This window comes from Kitasatospora sp. NPDC097643 (assembly GCF_040302625.1).
Lineage (GTDB): Bacteria > Actinomycetota > Actinomycetes > Streptomycetales > Streptomycetaceae > Kitasatospora.
Genome location: NZ_JBEOSA010000106.1, coordinates 1 through 19,341, shown reverse-complemented (window position 1 = coordinate 19,341; position 19,341 = coordinate 1). Strand labels below are relative to the sequence as shown.

At 73.4% G+C, this 19,341-nt stretch carries 9 protein-coding genes and 3 pseudogenes; 3 read left to right on the top strand and 9 right to left on the bottom strand.

The features are described from left to right. Positions 1 to 136: 136 nt before the first annotated feature. The 3 genes from ABTY15_RS37855 to ABTY15_RS37845 form a co-directional block, all read right to left on the bottom strand. Positions 137 to 1,045 carry a ferric reductase-like transmembrane domain-containing protein gene (locus ABTY15_RS37855; RefSeq protein WP_350606417.1) on the bottom strand — a complete coding sequence of 303 codons (909 nt, stop codon included), beginning with the start codon at positions 1,043 to 1,045 and terminating at the stop codon, positions 137 to 139. A 108-nt stretch (positions 1,046 to 1,153) separates the two neighbouring features. After that, entirely contained in the window at positions 1,154 to 2,548 is a 1,395-nt protein-coding gene (locus ABTY15_RS37850) for a DUF1996 domain-containing protein (RefSeq protein WP_350606415.1), read from the bottom strand. Between the two features lie 71 nt (positions 2,549 to 2,619). Further along, positions 2,620 to 3,348 (bottom strand): DUF4142 domain-containing protein, encoded by a 729-nt coding sequence (locus ABTY15_RS37845; protein WP_350606412.1) that lies wholly within the window; start codon positions 3,346 to 3,348, stop codon positions 2,620 to 2,622. A gap of 671 nt (positions 3,349 to 4,019) precedes the next feature. Here ABTY15_RS37845 and ABTY15_RS37840 point away from each other — a divergent pair. Then, positions 4,020 to 4,814 carry an agmatine deiminase family protein gene (locus tag ABTY15_RS37840; protein ID WP_502893680.1) on the top strand — a complete coding sequence of 265 codons (795 nt, stop codon included), beginning with the start codon at positions 4,020 to 4,022 and terminating at the stop codon, positions 4,812 to 4,814. Between the two features lie 357 nt (positions 4,815 to 5,171). On the opposite strand, the gene ABTY15_RS37830 is transcribed toward ABTY15_RS37840, so the two are convergent. Continuing rightward, positions 5,172 to 5,564, bottom strand: coding sequence for an Hsp20/alpha crystallin family protein (locus ABTY15_RS37830; RefSeq protein WP_502893679.1), 393 nt, complete (start codon positions 5,562 to 5,564; stop codon positions 5,172 to 5,174). On the opposite strand from ABTY15_RS37830, the pseudogene ABTY15_RS37825 reads away from it, so the two are divergent. Next, a pseudogene (locus tag ABTY15_RS37825) lies at positions 5,526 to 5,971 on the top strand (hypothetical protein); the annotation flags it as partial. The gene ABTY15_RS37830 and the pseudogene ABTY15_RS37825 sit on opposite strands and share 39 nt — an antisense overlap. Positions 5,972 to 6,351: 380 nt before the next feature. Here ABTY15_RS37825 and ABTY15_RS37820 read toward each other — a convergent pair. Further along, entirely contained in the window at positions 6,352 to 7,089 is a 738-nt protein-coding gene (locus ABTY15_RS37820) for an SDR family oxidoreductase (protein ID WP_350606406.1), read from the bottom strand. Between the two features lie 92 nt (positions 7,090 to 7,181). Here ABTY15_RS37820 and ABTY15_RS37815 point away from each other — a divergent pair, with 92 nt between their 5' ends. Next, entirely contained in the window at positions 7,182 to 8,021 is an 840-nt protein-coding gene (locus ABTY15_RS37815; protein WP_350606403.1) for a LysR family transcriptional regulator, read from the top strand. Positions 8,022 to 8,905: 884 nt separating this feature from the next. Here ABTY15_RS37815 and ABTY15_RS37805 read toward each other — a convergent pair. The 4 genes and pseudogenes from ABTY15_RS37805 to ABTY15_RS37795 form a co-directional block, all read right to left on the bottom strand. Continuing rightward, entirely contained in the window at positions 8,906 to 9,457 is a 552-nt protein-coding gene (locus ABTY15_RS37805) for a recombinase family protein (protein ID WP_350606400.1), read from the bottom strand. 100 nt (positions 9,458 to 9,557) lie between these two features. After that, positions 9,558 to 9,791, bottom strand: a pseudogene (locus tag ABTY15_RS39940) (hypothetical protein); the annotation flags it as partial. Positions 9,792 to 9,821: 30 nt separating this feature from the next. Further along, positions 9,822 to 13,193: pseudogene (locus ABTY15_RS37800) on the bottom strand (type I polyketide synthase); the annotation flags it as partial. Continuing rightward, positions 13,120 to 19,164, bottom strand: a complete 6,045-nt coding sequence (locus ABTY15_RS37795) for a type I polyketide synthase (protein ID WP_502893681.1) — start codon at positions 19,162 to 19,164, stop codon at positions 13,120 to 13,122. The pseudogene ABTY15_RS37800 and the gene ABTY15_RS37795, both read right to left, overlap by 74 nt. Positions 19,165 to 19,341: the final 177 nt, after the last annotated feature.

Here is a 19,341-nt window from a genome sequence, read left to right as displayed (position 1 = left end):
GCCAGCTCCTCCGCACGCAGTGCCGGCAGCTGGCCGTGGACCACCAGGTGGGAGCGGTAGTCGACCCGGTCCAGGCTCTCCAGGCCGGCGAACAGGACCGGCTGTCCGAACCAGACGACGGGTGCGGGGAAGCCGCTCACCCGTCCTGCCGCCCACGTCCGAACCCGATGCCGACGCCGACCAGGCCCGGCCCGGCAGCCATAGCCTGCCCTGCGGCCACCGGAACGCGTGGGACGGTGGTCTCGGGGCTCGTGGCCAGTGGCAGGCGGACGGTGACCTCGGGGTCGCCGGCCTCCGGTCCGAGTGGCCGGGCGGGGACCTTGCGCGGGCCGCCGCGGTCCTGGAGGACCAGCCTGAGCGTGAGCGCGACGATCACGCCCACGACGGCCACGCCGTACAGCAGCACCACCCAGGAGGCCGCGAGCCGGCCCGATTGCAGTCCGTGGACCAGGCCCGCGCCCCAGGCCGGGTACGAGCAGAGGTGGATGACCCTCCACCGGCGCGCGTCACCCGAGCGGGCGAGCCGCCCGCGGACCGCCCCGGCGAGCGCCACCGCGGGGAACAGGTAGCCGGCGACGGTTCCCAGTCCGAAGAGCACCGGTCGGGCCGGGTCGGCGAAGGGCACGAAGGCCGCGAGCGCGCCGATCTGTCCGACGATCAGCTTCATCCAGACGTGCAGGACCAGGAAGACGACGCCCGCGACGCCCATCGCACGGTGGACGGTCTGCGCGACGAGCCGGTGGGCCGGCCGCAGGATCAGCCGGTCGGTCGCCACCAGCCCCCACAGGACCGCGGAGGTGAACGACACGAGTGCGAGCACCCCGACGGCGTACGTCAGGAACGACTGAAGAGCGGGGTTGACGACGATGGCCGTCACAGCCAGGCCCGCCGCCAGCGGCGGCAGGAGCGACCACGGGCCCCGCCGTTCGCGGCCGCCCTCCGCGGGCTGCTCGCCCCCGGCCGCCGCGCGCGCCCGGCCGGTCCGCTCGACGCCCCGCGGCACCGGGCCGAACCGCCGTGACCGCCGCCGCTGCCCTCTCACCATTGCTGAGCCCTCCGGCCTCGTCCTGAACCTGCTGTCGAATCGGATGTCGGGATCCCGACACCGACGGCGCGGGAGTCGCGATCGCCGCCCCGCCTCGGAAGGGGTGGGTCACCCGCAGCGACGCCCCTGGTTGATGCAACTGACCATCTGGTCCAGCAGACCCTGGTTCATGTTGTTGATGGAGTCACCGTGATCGGTGATCGGGTTGTGGAGCTGTTCGGGGAAGCTGTCGACGCCGAACCGGACCCCGACCGGTACGTCGTAGGCGATGCGCTCCGTCAGTTGCGGGATCGCCTTGAAGTTCTTCGGGCACGCGCCCGACTTGTCGGAGAACGCGGTGTGGGTCCGGTGGTTGGCGCTGTCGATGTTCTTGCCGTCCCAGCAGTCCGGGAACTTCAGCGTCCGGACGACCCTGCTCCCCTGCGGGCAGATCGGGTACTTGTCGACGACCTGGCGGTTCTCGAAGCCGGTGCAGCTCCACGACGCATGGGCGTTCGCCGGCCCGTTGGTGAAGGCCTTGGCGTCGCCGGTGATGATGCGCAGGAACCGCTTCATCGGCTGGACGGGGTTCCCGACGCTGGAGGTGTACGTGATGTTCGCCTCGGCCGGCTGAAGGATCCGTCCCACGTTCTTGTCCTTGCCACCACCGGGCGCCTTGGCGTCCTTCTCGTTGGTGCCGTCGAAGACGCGCAGGACGGGCCAGTAGTACGCCGACCCGTCGCCGTTGGTGCACGTGGTGCCCGAGGCGGCGAGTTTGTTGTTGGAGGCGAACGCGTCCGTGGCCACGTTCCCCACGTAGTCGTGCATGTGGTGCGCCCCGTTGCTCACACCGGGGGCGACGATCACGTTGTCGGGGTTGAGGTGGCGGTTCTCGTTGCGCCCGCACTGGGACGTGAAGGAGCCGGTGGCCCACCCCTTCTTGACGGGCGCCGGGACGTTCGGGGACACGCTCTTGATGTCGACGAACCCGTTCTTGGGGAGGGACTTCGCCTGCGCCGCCGCCTTGGTCTGGGCGACGGCGGCGCCGCCCACGCCGTCGGCACTGAACCCCTTGGCCGCGTCCTGAGCCACCAGGTCGCGTCGGACTGTGCACTTCGCCATGCCCGAGAGGTCCTTCGGCAGACCGGAGTCCGGACCGGCGCTGTCCGCCAGCTTCTTCAGGGTGTTTGCGCGCTTGCTGGCGAGATCGCCCATGACGCGGTTCTCGTTGTCGCCCGGGGCGGGAGCAGCCAGTCGGTTGTACGCGTCCGCCACCTGGACGTCGAGCTCGGCGAGGTTCTTGTCGACCGTGTCCTGGGACGCTTCCGGCACCTCGTTCAGGGCCACGCTGGCGTCGGCGCAGGCGACGGTGCCGAGCTGCGGGGACGCCGACCGCGCACTCCAGGGACGCTCGCCGGCGAAGGCCACCGCCGCTACCGTCCCCACGGCGCCGGTACCCAGGATCCCCGCCAGCAGCAGGGCACCGGCCCTCCTCTTCGCCGTGCCACGTTTACGAGACTTCATGTTCTTCATACTCCTTAGACGTGATCAGGCCTGCCGAGCAGGCCGCGGACAGCCTTCAGCTGGGTCGCCGCCTAGCGGGTCGATCCGGCAGGCGACGGCGGGCCGCTCGCGGACGGAGCAGCCGAACCGCTCGGCAGCGGGGTGAGCTCGTCGAACTTGACGAGTCGGGTGTCCTCCAGGACGTTCATGTGGTCGAGCACCGTGCCGTTGGCCGTGTTCGCCAGATCCCGGATCGTGGAGTTCTGGGTGCCGGCGCGCACCTGGGCCACGACCGCGAACACCTGCCCGTGGGCGTTGCGCAGGATGTTCGCGAAGAGTTCGTCGAACTCCCGGCCCTGCGCGGCGTCCAACTGCTTGAGCCAGCCCTGCTGCTGGGCCGTTGGCGCGCTGGGCATGTCCAGGTTCAGGGTCTGGGCGGCGGCCAACACCGCCTTGTCGAGGTCGGTGTGACCTTGAATCAGGTGCTCGCCGGCCACCTTGACCTCGGGACTGACGCCTTTTGCGACGGCCATCCGGCCTGCGGGGATCTCCCACAGTCCGGCCCGCCGCACCCGCTTGACGAAGTCACGGTCGAGCGCGGTGAGCGGCCCGGTGGGCGTCTGCACCACTTCTTGGTCGTCGCCCGCCGGGGCGCTGCGATAGGCACCGGCCGACTTCGCCACCGGGTACACCAGGGCCGCCGCGGTGAGGATCATCGCGACGATGATCAGGAGGGTGGCGAACGACCTCGGGACGCGGCTCACCAGGGGGCGGCCGTAGGAGGCCGTTCCCGGTCGGCGCTTCTTCCTCAAAGATGACATGGGGCTCTTCCTCCATTGCGCCCGGAGGATCAAGGCCGCGCGCGACCCTCGGCAACCGGTCCGGGTGGGCCTCGGTGGTCCGCGCGCTGATGACCCATGCGCAACGGTCCACGGCTCGCGCGGCCGACGAGGGAATGACGCGGCACCGCGGGACGGCTGCCACGATGGGACGCACCGGCTCCGAACGCTCGGCGCCGCCCCGGACGGGATCACGACCGAGACCACCGACGAGATCAGTGGCTGGATCGCCGACGGCATGACGGACAGCGTCACGGACGGTGCGACGGGCTTGGTCGCGGGCCGCATCGCCGGCAGCCTCTCCGAAGGACGCGGTCCGACTCGGTGAAGGCGGTGACGGTCCCGGGGCCGGGCGCGCCGGGTGCCGTACGGCGCGTCCGCCGCTTTGGCCGTCGAGCCCTGACCGGACGCCGCGCCATTCGAGCTGCACGCCGCCAATGCCGTGGCGAAATGAAGCAATGCAAATGCTCTTACCAACACCCCACCGTTTAATCATCGGGTACTCCATCTGATAAGGAATAGGAATCAACGACCGCCAGCCCCGGACAGAATGGAGCCGACTGAGAAATCAGCCTAGAGGGTTCAGAGCCCGGATACCCCGCTCAGGAGAATTCCCTAAAAAAACCATAAGGTTGCGCTGAACCGGGACAGAGGTGGCCCGCACCACCGACGGCGGCAAGCGGTTCATCTCCACCAGGTACCACGCCGACCGCCCGCAGGGCGACGCGTTCGCCACCGGTCTGGGCGCCCTGTGGAACGTGCCGGTGACACGGGCCGACATCGGAACCGAAGGGGGCAACTTCCTGTCCGACGGAGTCGGCGGCTGCCTCGTCACCTACGCGATCCTCAGCAACCCGTACAACGTCACGAACCACGTGACGGCGGAGGACGTGCGGACCATGTTCCGCTCGCTGTACGGCTGCAAGGCGACGACGTTCCTGGACCCCATCAAGGGCGAAGTCACCGGCCACGTCGACACGTTCGCGGCCTTCACGGGCAACAAGGACGTCCTCGTCGGCGCGTACAGCCTGAGCGACGACCCGGACAACGCCGTGGTCCTCAATGCCGACGCCGCCCGGCTCACCGCGGCCGGCTACCAGGTGCACCGGGTCCCGATGCCAGCGCACAACGACGGCGCGTTCCGCTCCTACACCAACTCCCTCGCGGTGAACGGGGCGGTCCTCGTGCCCGGTTTACACCGACGACACCACGTACGAGGAGACAGCACTCGACGCTTACCGTGCCGCCTTCCCCGACCGGCAGATCGTGACGATCGACGCCACGGCGGTCATCAAGACCCGCGGTGCGGTCCACTGCACCACCATGACCATCGCCGACCACTGACCTGGGCAGCACCGTTGTGGGCAGTTCCGTGGAACTACCCACAACGGTGCTGCCTTTCGGCTGCGGCCGCGATGTCCCATCGTCGGCCGCATCGAAGCGAGTAAGCCACTGAGGTCCAGCGCCGTGCACTCAGTCTGCCCGCGCCCAGAAACTGACCACCAGGGCATGGTGATCATTTGGAACAGATCGGGACTCGCCCGTTGTACGCCGTGTCGAAATCGCCACGCGTAAAGCACATGACTGATCGTCAATTCGATGTAAGTGAGGAATGCCCCCTCGGCAAACCTTCTCGGGCCTCTTCAACGTCGAGGCACTGGCCCCTGGCCTGGTCTCCTGCACATGCCCACGCCCAGCAGAGCACGTCATCTGGAACCTCGCACCGCGCCCCGGGTGCTGATGGGGCGTGAGGCTGTCCCGCACGGTCGCGAAGGGCCGGCGGGACAGCCGCCCGCTCCGGGCGGTCAGGCCTTGATCTCCTTGCGGCTGCCGCTGTGGCTGATCGCGATCTTCCGAGGCTTGGCCTTCTCCGCGACCGGGATGCGCAGCGTCAGCACACCCGCGTCGTAGTCGGCCGTGATGCCCTCGGGGTCGAGCGTGTCAGAGAGCATGACCTGACGGGAGAACACACCCAGCGGACGTTCGGACAGCTCCCACTTCACGTCCTCGCCCTCGCGGCGGGGCCGACGCTCGGCCTTCACGGTCAGCACGTTCCGCTCGACGTCGATGTCGATCGCCTCGGGGTCCACACTCGGCAGGTCGAAGCAGACCACGTACTCCTCGCCCACCCGGTAGGCGTCCAGAGGCATCGGATGACCGCCCGCGCCGCAGGCGCCACCTGGGCCGACCTCGCCCACCCGATGGGTGTCGCCAGCCGTCAGGCTGCCGAGAACCGCAATCTGCGCCTCAAGCCCGCCACGAGCGCCCTGGCCGGGACGGGACGGGCGCCGAACGGGTCAAGGCCGTACGAGACCGCCGGGCCGCCGAGCGCAGCGTCACCGCCTGGGCCCGCGGCAACGCCGCCGACCTGCGCGTCCTCACCGCGCAGATCACCGCCCTCACCGACCTCACGCCCACGGCCCGCCCGGCCCAGGCTGCCTTGACCACTGCCCTCGGCGGCCCCGACGCCGCCGACCTCATAGCACCCCTTCAGGCCGTCCGACCCCACCTCGGTGCCGGCCATCCCGATCTTGCCACCCGCCTCGACGCCCTCACCCGGCACACCGACCGACTCCGCCATGACAGCAACCGCCGACGCGCCTGACCCCACCGTCGACGATGCCTGGCAGCACCTGAAGCGCAAACTCGTCCGAGTGGGGACACGCCTCATCGCCGAGACCGGTGCCGCCATCGCCCCCCTCGACACCCAGTTGGCCAGGCTCGACCCCCTGCGCCGACAGCTCTCCATCGCGGCCGCGGCGGCGGCCGTCCTCATCCCGCACCGGAAGCGTCCGCGAGGACCGTTCGGACGCTGGGGCGGATCGCGAAGACTGAAGGCCCCCTCGCCGCCGGCTCCATCCAGACGGACCGCCGCGACCAACCGGCCGGTGCCGCGTCCGGGGACGGCATGCTGCCGGGTGCTCACCGAGCGGCAAACTGGCAGCGGCGGCACCGTGATGTTCCTCCACCGCCACGCGCGTCAGGTCACCAGGGGACGACGCCGTTGTCGTCGAACAGCTGGCCGGTCGGGCCGTCGTCCGGCAGGGTCGCCAGCCGGATGGCGATCGCCGCGCCCTGCTCGGGGGTCTGTGTCCCGCTGAATCCGTTGAGGTCGGTGGCCACGTAGCCGGGGCAGGCGTTGTTGATCAGGATGTTGGTGCCGCTCAGCTCCTTGGCGTACTGGATGGTGACGGCGTTGAGGTAGGTCTTCGTCGGCGCGTATGCCCCGCTGATCCCCCCGAGGTCCACGCCGGGCGTGGTCTGCAGGGTCAGGGAGCCGACGTGGCTGGACTGGTTGACGATCCGCGGGTGCGCCGAACGGAGCAGCAGGGGCAGCATCGCGTTGGTGACCCTGATGACGCCGAGGACGTTGGTCTCCAGCAGTCGCCGTACGCTCTCGAGGTCGATGGTCGTCGGTTCCTCCGGCCAGCCGCCGGCGACGCCGGCGTTGTTGACCAGGACGTCCAGCCGTCCTGCCCGCTCCTCGATCAGTTGGACCGCGGCGGCGACGCTCGCGGCGTCGGTCACGTCCAGGGGCACGCCGAACGCGTCGGCACCGGCCGCGCGCAGCTTCGCCACGGCGTCGTTTCGGCGCTGCTCGTCGCGGGCGCCGACACCGACGCTCCAGCCCCGCGCGCCCAGTCCGGCCGCGATCTCGTACCCGATTCCCTTGTTCGCGCCGGTGACCAGCGCGATTGTCTTCTCGCTCATGACAGCGAGCATGCCTGCGCCGCGGCCGGGCACCAACACCCTCTCGGTAGTGCAGCGATACCCGAGCGGTATCGATCGGCCGCCTGCCGTCTTAGCCTGGACTCATGGAAATACGCGAGCTGCGGTACTTCGTCGCCGTCGCCGAGGAGTTGCACTTCGGCAAGGCTGCCGAGCGCCTTGGGATAGCCCAGCCGCCCCTGTCCCGCACGATCACCCAGCTCGAACGGCGGCTCGGCACCGCACTGCTGGAACGCACCAGCCGCAAGGTCACGCTCACCGAGGCCGGAACCGTGCTGCTGGCCGAAGGACGCGCGATCCTCAGCGCGGTGACCGCGGCCGAGCGGCGTACCCAACGGGCCGCCAAGGCACACCCCAGTCTCGTCCTCGCCGTCAAATCCGGCACCGGCGGCGAGCTGCTGACGAAACTGCTCGACGCCTACGCCGCGGAACCCGGCGCGGCCACCGTCGATCTGCTGCTCTGCGAGGCGCACCAGCACCGGCAGCTGCTGCAGGAGGGACAAGCCGACGTGGCTCTGCTGCACCTGCCCTTCGACTCGGTAGCCGGGCTCGACACCGAAACCCTGTACACCGAGGGACAGGTCGCGATCCTGCCGGCCTCACACCCGCTCGCCATCCGCTCCCAGGTCCGGATGGCCGACGTCACCACACTGCCGGAGCTCCCGATGGCCCGCTGGCCCGGTCCCGGCGGCGGCTACCCGGAAGGACCGGGCGCGGAGATACGGAACCTGACACAGCTCTTCCAGCTGATCGCGCTCGGCCGTACCACCGTGGTCATTCCCGAGTCGGCCGGCGCCGACCTGCGCCGGGACCTCGCCGCGGTGCCGGTCCTGGACGCTCCGCCTGTGACGACGGTGATCGCCTGGCCGCCGCACAGCCGCCTTCGTGCAGTCGCCGAACTGGTCCGCGTCGCCACCCACCTTTGAACTCGGATCAGGAGGACGGCGGCCACCCGACGACAGCCCCGATCAAGGAACTGGCAACAGGCTGCGGGGAGGCCGGCGGCGATTGACGAGCTTCGGACCAGCGCCTGCGGGGTGCTCCGCGCGGACGCGCCACTCCACCCGGCGATGCCGCGCTGCGGTCACCGTGAGGTCGAGATCAACCCCACGGTGACCGCTGTACCGATCGTCCTGGGCCGGGCTCAGGGGAGGTGCGGGGCGAGCAGGTCGTCGAGGCCGATACGGTGGTAGAAGGCGGTACGCACCAGGTCACCGACGCGATTGACAGTCTCGGCGCCGTCGTCCGCGGGGTAGCGTGCCGGGTCCCCGACTCCGCCTGCACCAGGTGCGAGACCTTGCCCTCGTCCCCGTGCGTGTCCGAGACTCGCGAACCCACCACTGCCCGAACCGGCACCGAAGCCGTCATGATGCTCACAGGAGGTCCCCTACCGCCCAGGCCAGCGAGCACCCTCGAACAGGCTGCACTCGAACGGGTGGACCTTTTTCGAAAAGGTGTCGTTCCGCTGGAGAATCGACTATGTCGTGACGAGTCGGGATATCGCGGACACCTGTATCGAGGCTTACGTCGAGCGGCCAGCCTCGCACGCTGAGCGGTGGAGCGACCACGCGCCCGTCACCGCAAAGTTCGACTTCGACCCCAAGTAATACACAAGCATAGGAAGTTGAGCAGAAGCGATGGGCGGCCCCGGGGTTACACCAGGGCCGCCTGGCCCCAGCGAACAGGTTCGCGCGGCCCTGCGATCCCACCGCGTGATCCCGTATGCGCCGTTCGACAATGCGATTCCTGCCCCGCCCCTGCTGAGGGAAACCGCCCCCGTTGCTCCTCGGATACCGCGGTCTCCCGGAGGCTACACGAATGCGGATCGGCAGCCCTTCGCATCGCGGGCGATCTTGCGTGCCTTCACGGAGCGGTGTGTCAGTTTCAGGCCCATCGTCGCCGGCGAGCGCAGGATCTTGCCGACGCTGATGGGGTTCCAGTGGTTCGACGGCGGCGTCTTGCGCTTGCTCGTGTAGCCCTCGCCCTGGTTCTTGTGCGCGTGGGTGGCCGGGGTGTCGAAGCCTGCGGCCTCCAGGGCCGTGGCGATCATCCACTGGCTCTGCCCCTCCAGGAGAAGCTTGCCCATGGACCGGACCGCCTCGGACGTGATCGGATCTGGTTCCAGGGTGCGGCCGCCGCCGGCACGGTCGATAGTCCGGTACCCGTACGGTGGCTGTCCGCCGGCCCATCGGTCCGTCTTCCGCAGGTGCTCGTGCGTCGCCGTGACGGAGGCCTTGATCCGCTTGAGCTCCATCTCCGCGAAGATCGACGCCAGCATCAGGAAGACCTTCGCCAGCTCGTTCCCGAACGACGACTCCCGCCCCTCCCGGTAGTCCAGGGTGATGCCGTCGTCAGTGAACACCAGGACCTTGTGCTTCTCCTCCGTGTCGCGGCAGGGGCGCCCGGTGCAACGGATGCACCGGGCGCCCCGAATGGTTCCGCTCGCTGAGCGGAGCGGTCGGTCAGGCGAGGCTGTCGTCGATGAAGGCGAACAGCTCCTCGTCGGAGGCTGCCCCGAGGGCGTCGACGTCGGTCAGGTCGACGGCGGTGCCCTCGCCGGCGGTGGTGGGTGACGGGGTGTCGGCCCAGTGGGCGGCCAGCGCCTGTAGCCGCATCTGCACCCGGGCGCGGGTCACGCCGTCCGGCGCGGCCGCCGCCATCGCGGCCTCCAGCCGGTCGATCCCGGCCAGCACGTCGGCGCCCGTGCCGCTGCCGTCCGGGGCGAGCTCCTGGCGGATGTGCGCGGCGAGCGCGGCCGGGGTCGGCCGGTCGTAGACCACCGAGGCCGGCAGGACCAGTCCGGTGGCCTCGGCGAGGCGGTTGCGCATGTTCACCGCCGTCAGCGAGTCCAGCCCGAGGTCGCGGAACGCCTGGCCGGGATCGACCTCCTCCGGGCCGGGGTAGCCGAGCACGGCGGCCACCTCGGCCCGCACCAGTGCCAGCACGGCGCCCTCCCGTTCGGCCTCCGGGAGGAGGGCCAGCCGGGCCGCCAGCGTCGGGCCCTCCTCGGCCGGGTCCTGCGCCGGCGCCTCGGCCCGAGCCGCGGGCAGGGCGTCCAGCCGCCGGAACCAGGCGGCCAGCGCGGGCAGCGCCGCACCGAACGACTGCTCGCCGTCGACCCCGACGAGGGCCGTCAGGGCGGCCAGGTCCTCCTGCTCGACGGCGGCCCGGAACGCGGCGTCCACCCCCGCGCCGCTCGGCCCGTCCTCGGGCGCGGTCTCCGGCCAGTACCGGCGGCGCTGGAACGGGTAGGTCGGCAGCTCGACGCGGTGCGCGCCGGTCCCCGCGAAGTACGCCGGCCAGTCCACCGACGCGCCGCGCACCTGGGCCGCACCGAGCGCGGCGGCCACCGCCTGCGTCTCGGCCCGGCCGGCGCGCAGCACGGGGACGAAAGCAGCCTCGGCATCCACGGCGTCCGGGCCGAGCGCCGACAGGACGGCGTCCGGGCCGAGCTCCAGGAAGGTGCGCACCCCCTCCGCGGCCAGCGTGCCGAGAGCGTCGGCGAAGCGGACGGCCTCGCGGACGTGGCGCACCCAGTACTCGGGGGTGCAGACCTCGTCCGCCTCGGCCGTCCGGCCGGTGAGGGTGGAGACGATCGGGATCCGCGGCGCCCGGTACGTCAGGCTCTCCGCGACCTTGCGGAAGTCCGCCAGCATGCCGGCCATCAGCGGCGAGTGGAACGCGTGGCTGACGGTGAGCCGCTTGGTCCGGCGGCCCTGCGCAGTCCAGTCGGCGGCGGCCTCCAGCACCGCCTGCTCCTCGCCGGAGAGCACCACCGAGCGGGGGCCGTTGACGGCGGCGATGCCCACCTCGTGCTCGCGCCCGATCAGCAGCGGCAGCACCTCGCCCTCGGCGGCCTCGACGGCGACCATCGCGCCGCCGCTCGGCAGTGCCTGCATCAGCCGGCCGCGGGCCGCGACCAGCCTGGCCGCGTCGGGCAGCGAGAGCACTCCGGCGACCTGCGCGGCGGCGAGCTCGCCGATGGAGTGGCCGGCGAGCAGGTCGGGGCGCAGCCCCCACGACTCCAGCAGCCGGTACAGCGCCACCTCCAGGGCGAAGAGCGCGGGCTGCGCGTACGCCGTCCCGTCGATCAGGGCCGGGTCGGCGATCGCCTCGCGCAGCGGACGGTCCAGCAGCGGGTCGAGTTCGGCACAGACCGCGTCGAACGCCTCCCGGTACGCCGGGTACGCCGCGTACAGCTCCTCGCCCATGCCGGCCCGCTGACTGCCCTGGCCGGTGAAGAGGAAGGCGAGCCGGCCCTCGGTGACCGTGCCGCGGACGAGGGCCGCGTCGGCGGTGCCCTCGACGAGGGCGTCCAGGCCGCGAAGCAGCTCGGCGCGGTCGGCGGCGACCACCACGGCCCGGCGGTCGAGTGCCGCCCGGCCGGTGGCGAGCGAGTAGGCGAGGTGGTGCGGCGCCCGGGTGCCGACGGGGCCGGTGAGGTGGTCGCGCAGCTGGGCGGCGCGGGCGCGCAGCGCGGCCTCGTTCTTGCCGGAGAGCAGCCAGGGCAGCGGCCCGGCCGGGGCGGTGGGATCCGGCGGGGCCGCGTCCTCGACGGGGGCCTGCTCCAGGACGGCGTGCGCGTTGGTGCCGCTGATGCCGAAGGAGGAGACCGCAGCGCGGCGCGGCCGCCCGGTCTCCGGCCAGGGCCGGTTCTCCGTCAGCAGCTCGACCGCGCCGGCCGACCAGTCGACGTGCGGCGACGGCTCGTCCACGTGCAGGGTCCGCGGCAGGACGCCGTGCTCCATCGCCAGCACCATCTTGATGACGCCCGCGACGCCCGCGGCGGCCTGGGTGTGGCCGATGTTCGACTTCACCGAGCCCAGGTAGGCGGGCCGCTCCGCGGGGCGGCCCCGGCCGTAGGCGGCGATCAGGGCCTGTGCCTCGATCGGGTCGCCGAGGGTGGTGCCGGTGCCGTGGCCCTCGATGGCGTCGATCTGGTCGGGCGTCAGCCGGGCGGCGGCCAGGGCCTGCTGGATGACGCGGCGCTGCGAGGGCCCGTTGGGGGCGGTCAGGCCGTTGGACGCGCCGTCCTGGTTCACCGCACTGCCGGGGACGAGGGCGAGCACCCGGTGCCCGTTGCGGCGGGCGTCGGAGAGCCGCTCGACCAGCAGCAGGCCGACGCCCTCGGCCATGTTGGTGCCGTCCGCCGCACCGGCGAAGGACTTGCAGCGCCCGTCGGCGGCGAGGCCCCGCTGGCGGCTGAACTCGATCAGCGTGCCGGGGTTGGGCATCACGGTGATGCCGCCGGCGACGGCGAGCGTGCACTCGCCGGCCCGCAGGGCCTGCGCCGCCAGGTGCAGGGCCACCAGCGAGGAGGAGCAGGCGGTGTCGACGGTGACCGCGGGGCCCTCCAGGCCGAAGGCGTAGGAGAGCCGGCCGGACATCACGCTGGCGGTGTTGCCGGTGCCGAGGTGGCCCTCGAAGCTCTCCGCGGCCCGCATCAGCACCGGCACGTAGTCCTGGCCGTTGGTGCCGACGAACACGCCGGTGCGGGTGCCGGCGAGGGAGTGCGGGTCGATGCCGGCCCGTTCGAAGACCTCCCAGGTGGTCTCCAGCAGCAGGCGCTGCTGCGGGTCCATGGCGAGCGCCTCGCGCGGGGAGATGCCGAACAGGGCCGCGTCGAAGCTCCCGGCGTCGGCCAGGAACCCGCCCTCGCGGGTGTAGGCGGTGCCCTCCGCGTCGGGGTCGGGGCTGTACAGGGCGTCGAGGTCCCAGCCGCGGTCGGTGGGGAAGCCGGCGACCGCGTCGCCGCCGGCGGAGACCAGCCGCCACAGGTCCTCGGGCGAGTCGACGCCGCCCGGGAAGCGGCAGCTCATCCCGACGATCGCGATCGGCTCGCGGGCCTGCTCGTCGAGGTCGCGCAGCCTGGTGTGGGCCTCGTCGAGGTCCTTCAGGACGCGCTTGAGGTAGTCGCGGAGCTTGTCTTCATTGGCCATCGGGGAGTCGCCCATTCGGTTCGTCGGGGTGCGGGCCGCGGACTGTCCGCCGGGCCCGGCGGGGGTCGGAGTAGTGCACGGGCGCTCAACCCCGCCCGAACTTCCGGTCGATGTAGTCGAAGATCTCGTCGTCGGTGGCGTCGTCGATGACCGCCGCACCGGCACCGCCGTCGCCGCCGTCCGTCGCCGCCGCCTCGTTCCAGGCGGTGAGCAGGCCCTGCAGGCGGGCCGCGATCCGGCCGTGCGCCGCACCGTCGGGGGCGACGGCGGACACCTCGTCCGCGGCCAGCGCGGCGAGGGCGGTCTCCAGCCGCTCCAGCTCCGCGAGTAGCTGCGGGGCGGGCGGTGCGGGGGCGATCTCCTCGCGCAGGTGCTCGGCGAGTAGCGCGGGCGTCGGGTAGTCGAAGACCAGCGTCGCCGAGAGTCGCAGCCCCACGGCGGCGCCGAGGCGGTTGCGCAGTTCGACGGCGGTCAGCGAGTCGAAGCCGAGCTCGCGGAACGCCTGGCCGGCACCGATCAGTTCGGCCGAGGAGTAGCCGAGCACGGCCGAGACGTGGCTGCGCACCAGGTCGAGCAGCAGACGCTCCTGCTCGGCCGGGTCCCGCCCGGCGAGCCGCGCGGCCAGGTCGGCGGCCGGGTCCGCGGCGGCGGCGCCGGCGGAGCGCGCCGCGGCACGGCGCACCGGTGGCCGGACCAGGCCGTGGAAGAGCGTCGGCAGGGCGCCGGGCGTGCCGGCGAGGGTACGCAGCGCGCCGAGGTCCAGCCGGACGGGCAGCAGCACCGGCTCGTCCGGCACCGTCAGTGCGGTGTCGAGCAGGGCCAGGCCCTGTTCGGCGCTCAGCGGGAGGACGCCGCCGCGGGCCGACCTGGCGAGGTCGACCTCGGTCAGCCGCCCGGCCATGCCGCGCCGTTCGGCCCACATGCCCCAGACCAGGGAGAGCGCCGGCAGTCCGGCCGCCCGCCGGTGCCTGGCCAGCGCGTCGAGGAAGACGTTGGCCGCGCCGTAGTTGGCGAGGCCGGCGCCGCCGAAGGTGCCGGCGGCCGCGGAGAAGAGCACGAAGGCCGCCAGGTCCAGGTGGGCGGTGAGTTCGTGCAGGTGGACGGCGGCGTCCACCTTGGGGCGCAGCACCCGTTCGATCCGCTCGGGGGTGAGCGAGCCGATCACGCCGTCGTCGAGGACGGCGGCGGTGTGCACGACGGCGGTCAGCGGGTGCTCGGCGGGGACGGCGGCCAGGACGGCGGCGAGCGCCTCGCGGTCGGCGGTGTCGCAGGCGACCAGGTCGACCTCGGCGCCAAGGTCGGCGAGGGTGCGCAGGAGGTCGTCCGCGCCGTCGGCGGCGGGGCCGCGGCGGCTGGTGAGCAGGAGCCGGCGCACGCCGTGCTCGGTGACCAGGTGGCGGGCGAGCAGGGCGCCGAGTCCGCCGGTGGCGCCGGTGATCAGCACGGTGCCGGCGGGGTCGAGCGGGCGGGTCGGGGCGGTTTCCCCGGCCGTTCCCGGCGCGGTCCGTTCGACCCGGGCCAGCCGGGGCACCAGGACGGTGCCGGCGCGCAGCGCGTACTCGTCCTCGCCGCCGGCCAGGGCGGCGGGCAGCAGCCGCCGGGAATCGTCGTGGTCGTCGAGGTCGACCAGGACCAGTCGGCCGGTGCTCTCCGCCTGGGCCGCGCGGACCAGGCCCCAGACGGGGGCCTGCGCGAGGTTGTGGTCCGCGTCGTCGGGGCCCGGTCCGGCGGCGACCGCGCCGCTGGTGAGCAGGACGAGGCGGGAGTCCGCGAGGGCGTCCTCGGCCAGCCAGTTCCGGACGAGGTCGAAGGTGCGCGCGGTGGTGGCGTGGACGTCGCCGATCAGTCCCGCACCGGTGGCCCCGGCCGGGCAGGCGGCCAGGACGGTGGCGGGCGCCGGCCGGCCCGCGGCCACGGCAGCGAGCAGCCCGGCCAGGTCGGTGTGGGTGTCGACGGGCAGGCCGGCGCGCTCCAGTGCCGCCCCGACCTTGAGGTCGTCCGGCCCGAGGACGGCCCAGCTGCCCGCGGTGCCGTCCTCGGCGACCGCCTGCGGCGGCACCGTCCAGTCGACCCGGTAGAGCGCGTCGTGGTGACCGGCCGGCGCGGCCTGCTCGGCCGGGACGGGGCGCAGGGTCAGCGCCGCCACCGAGGCGACCGGTGCGCCGGTGCCGTCGGCGGCCGTGAGGGCGACGGTGTCCGGGCCGGTCGGGACGATCCGCAGCCGCAGGGTGCCGGCCCCGGCCGCGTGCAGCGCGAAGCCGCTCCAGGCGAACGGCCGCAGTTCCGTGCCGCCCCCGTCCGCCGTACCGTCCCCGTCCCCGGTCGCCGTGCCGCTCCCGTGGTGGGCGGCCGCGGCGAGCGCCTGCACGCCGGCGTCCAGCAGGGCCGGGTGCAGCGCGTACGCACCGGCCTGCGGCTGCTGGGCGTCGGGCAGTACGGCCTCGGCGTAGACCGCTCCGCCGTGCTGCCAGACCCTCGTCAAACCCTGGAAGGCGGGCCCGTAGGTCAGGCCGGTGTCGGCGAGCCGGTCGTAGTGGCCGTCCAGCGGCAGCTCCACCGCACCGGCCGGCGGCCAGGCCGCCGGGTCGAGCGGGTCGGTCGGCGCGGCCGTGCCGGGGGCCAGGGTGCCGTTGGCGTGCCGGGTCCACGGCTGCCCGGTGTCCTCGTCCCCGGGCCGCGCGTACACGGCGAGCGGGCGCCGGCCGGCCGGGTCGGGCGCGCCGACGGCGAGTTGCAGCCGGACCGCCCCGGTGGGCGGCAGTGCCAGCGGCGTCTGCAGGGTGAGTTCCTCCACGAGGGCGCAGCCGACCTGGTCGCCGGCGCGGACGGCCAGTTCGGCGAAGGCGGTCGCGCCGAGCAGTGCGGTGCCGCCGACGGCGTGGTCGGCGAGCCACGGGTGGGTGCGCAGGGAGAGCCGGCCGGTGAGCAGGTGGCCGTCGGAGTCGGGGAGTTCGACGGCCGCGCCGAGCAGCGGGTGCTCGGCGGCGCCGAGTCCGGCGGCGGCCACGTCGGAAGGTGCCGCGTCGGCGGGCTCCGCCCAGTAGCGCTCCCGCTGGAAGGCGTAGGTGGGCAGCTGGACGTGCGGGCCGCGGCCGTCACCGAGGAACGCCGTCCAGTCCACCGGGACGCCCCGGGTGTGGGCCGCGGCGAGCGAGGCGAGCACCCGGTCCGGGCCACCGTCCCCGCGACGCAGGGTGCCGATGGCGACCGCGTCGGCGGCGGCCTCCTCGATGTTCTCCTGGATCGCGGTGGTCAGCACCGGGTGGGCGCTGACCTCGACGAATGTGTCGACGCCGTCCGCGAGCAGGGCGGCGACCGCCTCCGCGAAGCGCACCGGCTGCCGGAGGTTGCGGTACCAGTACGCGGCGTCCAGGTCGGAGCCGTCCGTCGGCGCGCAGCTGACGGTGGAGAAGAGCGGCACCGTCCCGGCCCGCGGGCGGAGGTCCGCCAGCACGGCCAGGACGTCCTCGCGGATCGCCTCGGCCTGCGCGGAGTGCGAGGCGAAGTGCGAGGAGACCAGGCGGGCCCGGACGCCCTGCTCCGCGCAGGAGGCCAGCAGTTCCGTCAGGGCGGCCGTCTCACCGCAGACCAGCACGGACGCGGGCCCGTTGACCGCACCGACGGAGAGCCGGTCCGCCCACGGGGCGAGGCGCGCGTGCACGTCGGCGACGGGCAGCGCCACGGACGCCATGCCGCCGCGGCCGGCCATCCCCTCGGCGATCGCGCGGCCGCGCAGCGCCACCGCACGGGCGGCGTCCTCCAGGGTCAGCGCACCCGACACGGTCGCGGCGGCCAGCTCGCCCTGCGAGTGGCCGAGGACGACGGCCGGTTCGACGCCCGCCGCCCGCCACACCTCGGCGAGCGACACCATCACCGCCCAGAGCGCCGGCTGCACCATGTCCATCCGGTCCGTCCAGGTGTCGCCCGCGGCGCCGCGCACCACGTCCAGCAGCGACCAGTCGGCGGTGAACGGCGCCAGGGCGGCCGCGCACTCGGCCATCCGGGCCGCGAACACGGGGGAGGACGCCAGCAGCTCCACCGCCATGGCGGGCCAGGCCGAGCCCTGCCCGGGGAAGACGAACGCCACCTTCGGCGGCCGGCCCGCAGCGCCGTGGACCAGCCCGGCGGCCGGCCGGCCCTCGGCCAGCGCCGCCAGGCCGTGCACCGCCGACGCCCGGTCACCCGCGACCACCACCGCGCGGTGGTCGAAGCGGGTACGGGTCGCCGCCAGGGCGCGGCCGACCTCCGCCGGCGACAGCTCCGGCTGCTGCGCCAGGAACGCGCCGAGCCTCGCCGCCTGCGCCCGCAGGGCCGGCTCGGTGCGGCCGGAGAGCACCAGCGGCACCGGAGCGCCGGCCGCGTCCGCCGCGCCCCGCACCGGTTCCGCGGCGGGCGGCTGTTCCAGGACGGTGTGCGCATTGGTGCCGCTCATGCCGAACGAGGAGACCGCGGCCCGGCGCGGCCGCCCGGTCTCCGGCCAGGGCCGGTTCTCCGTCAGCAGCTCGACCGCGCCGGCCGACCAGTCGACGTGCGGCGACGGCTCGTCCACGTGCAGGGTCCGCGGCAGGACGCCGTGCTCCATCGCCAGCACCATCTTGATGACGCCCGCGACACCGGCGGCGGCCTGGGTGTGGCCGATGTTCGACTTGATCGAGCCCAGCCAGAGGGGCTCCGCCCCGGTGCGGTCCCGACCGTAGGTGGCGAGCAGCGCCTGGGCCTCGATCGGGTCGCCGAGGGTGGTGCCGGTGCCGTGCGCCTCGACGGCGTCCACCTGGCCGCCCGTCAGCCCGGCTGCGGCCAGCGCCTGGCGGATCACCCGCTGCTGCGCGGGCCCGTTCGGCGCGGTCAGACCGTTGGACGCGCCGTCCTGGTTGACCGCGGAGCCGCGGACCAGGGCCAGCACCTGGTGCCCGTTGCGCTGCGCGTCGGAGAGCCGCTCGACCAGCAGCAGGCCGACGCCCTCGCCCCAGCCGGTGCCGTCCGCGCCCGCCGCGAACGCCTTGCACCGCCCGTCCTCGGCGAGGCCGCCCTGGCGGCTGAACGAGACGAACGCACCCGGCGAGGACATCACCGTCACGCCGCCCGCCAGGGCGAGCGAGCACTCGCCGTTGCGCAGCGACTGGACGGCCCAGTGCAGGGCGACCAGCGAGGAGGAGCAGGCGGTGTCGACGGTGACCGCCGGGCCCTCCAGGCCGAAGGTGTAGGAGAGGCGGCCGGAGACCACGCTGGCCGCGTTGCCGGTGCCGAGGAACCCGCCGATCTCGTCGGAGGCCTCGACGGCCAGCTGGAGGTAGTCCTGGCCGTTGGTGCCGACGAAGACGCCGGTACGGCTGCCTCGCAGGGTCTCCGGGTCGATGCCCGCCCGCTCGAACGCCTCCCAGGCGGTCTCCAGCAGCAGCCGCTGCTGCGGGTCCATCGCCAGCGCCTCGCGCGGCGAGATCCCGAAGAAGGTCGGATCGAACTCGCCCGCCTCGTAGAGGAATCCGCCCTCCCGGGTGGCCGAGGAGTGCGCCTCGTCGCCGCTCTGGAGGGTCTCCAGGTCCCAACCGCGGTCGGTGGGGAAGCCGGCGATCGCGTCGCCGCCGGTGGACAGCAGCCGCCACAGCGCCTCGGGGGTGTCGACGCCGCCCGGGAAGCGGCAGCTCATCGCGACGATGGCGATCGGGTCGTCCGCGGTGGGAACGGCGGTGGCGACCGGTTCCGCGGCGGCCGTGCCGAGGAGTTCGTCGCGGAGGTGGTCGGCCAGGCCGCGGACCGAGGGGTAGTCGAACACGAGCGTGGCGGGCAGCGGGAGGCCGGTCGCGGCACCCAGCAGGTTGCGGAACTCCACGGCGGTCAGCGAGTCGAAGCCCAGCTCGCGGAAGGCCTTGCCGACCTCCACACCCGCCGGGTCCGCATGGCCGAGGACGGCGGCCGCGTGTCCGCGCACCAGGTCGAGCAGCACGGCGTCGCGCTCCTCCACCGGCAGCCCGGCGAGCCGCTCGGCGAGCCCGGTGCCGGGACCGGCCGCGGCGTGCGCCGTGCGGTCCAGGACCTCCCTGGCCTCGGGCAGCGCGTCGAGGAGGCGGCTGGGCCGGGCAGCGGTGAACCCGGGGGCGAACAGCTCCCAGTCGACGTCGGCCGCGACCACCGCCGGAGCATCCCCGTTCGGGGCGAGCTCCCGCCGGAGGAAGGCCAGGCCGAGCTCCGGCGCCATGGCCGGCATTCCGCCGCGGCGCAGGCGTTCGGCCAGCCGGTCGTCGGTGGCCATGCCCGCCTCGGCCCACGGACCCCAGGCGATCGACGTCGCCGGAAGGCCGTCCGCCCG